At 28.5% G+C, this 263-nt stretch carries 1 protein-coding gene; it reads right to left on the bottom strand.

Annotated elements, in window-relative coordinates; translation table 11 throughout:
• A partial coding sequence (locus R0J92_RS23815; protein WP_411053493.1) for a hypothetical protein occupies nucleotides 1-217 on the bottom strand: 217 nt, incomplete at its 3' end.
• Nucleotides 218-263 lie beyond the last annotated feature (46 nt).

Below are 263 nucleotides of genomic sequence, written 5' to 3'. Positions count from 1 at the left end.
TAATACCATATTTCTTTTTTATTAAATATGCTGCACCTCCATCGCTGAAAAGAGTATGCGCATGAACTACATTTATATTGCTGTTTAAATTTATTTTATTTTCAATGTCTATCATTGTTTTTCTAACTTTACTAAAATACATAAAGCGATGATACTTCTTCAAAATCGGACTATAAATTATAGGTATATTATTGTTATTAACTTTATGGAAACCCATAAGCTTCCTATCCTTAATCGGCACATATACTGTTTGACCGATTCCA

This window comes from Tritonibacter sp. SIMBA_163 (assembly GCF_046535935.1).
In the GTDB taxonomy this organism is placed as follows: Bacteria; Pseudomonadota; Alphaproteobacteria; order Rhodobacterales; family Rhodobacteraceae; genus Epibacterium; species Epibacterium scottomollicae.
This window is presented reverse-complemented; position numbering and strand designations above follow the sequence as displayed.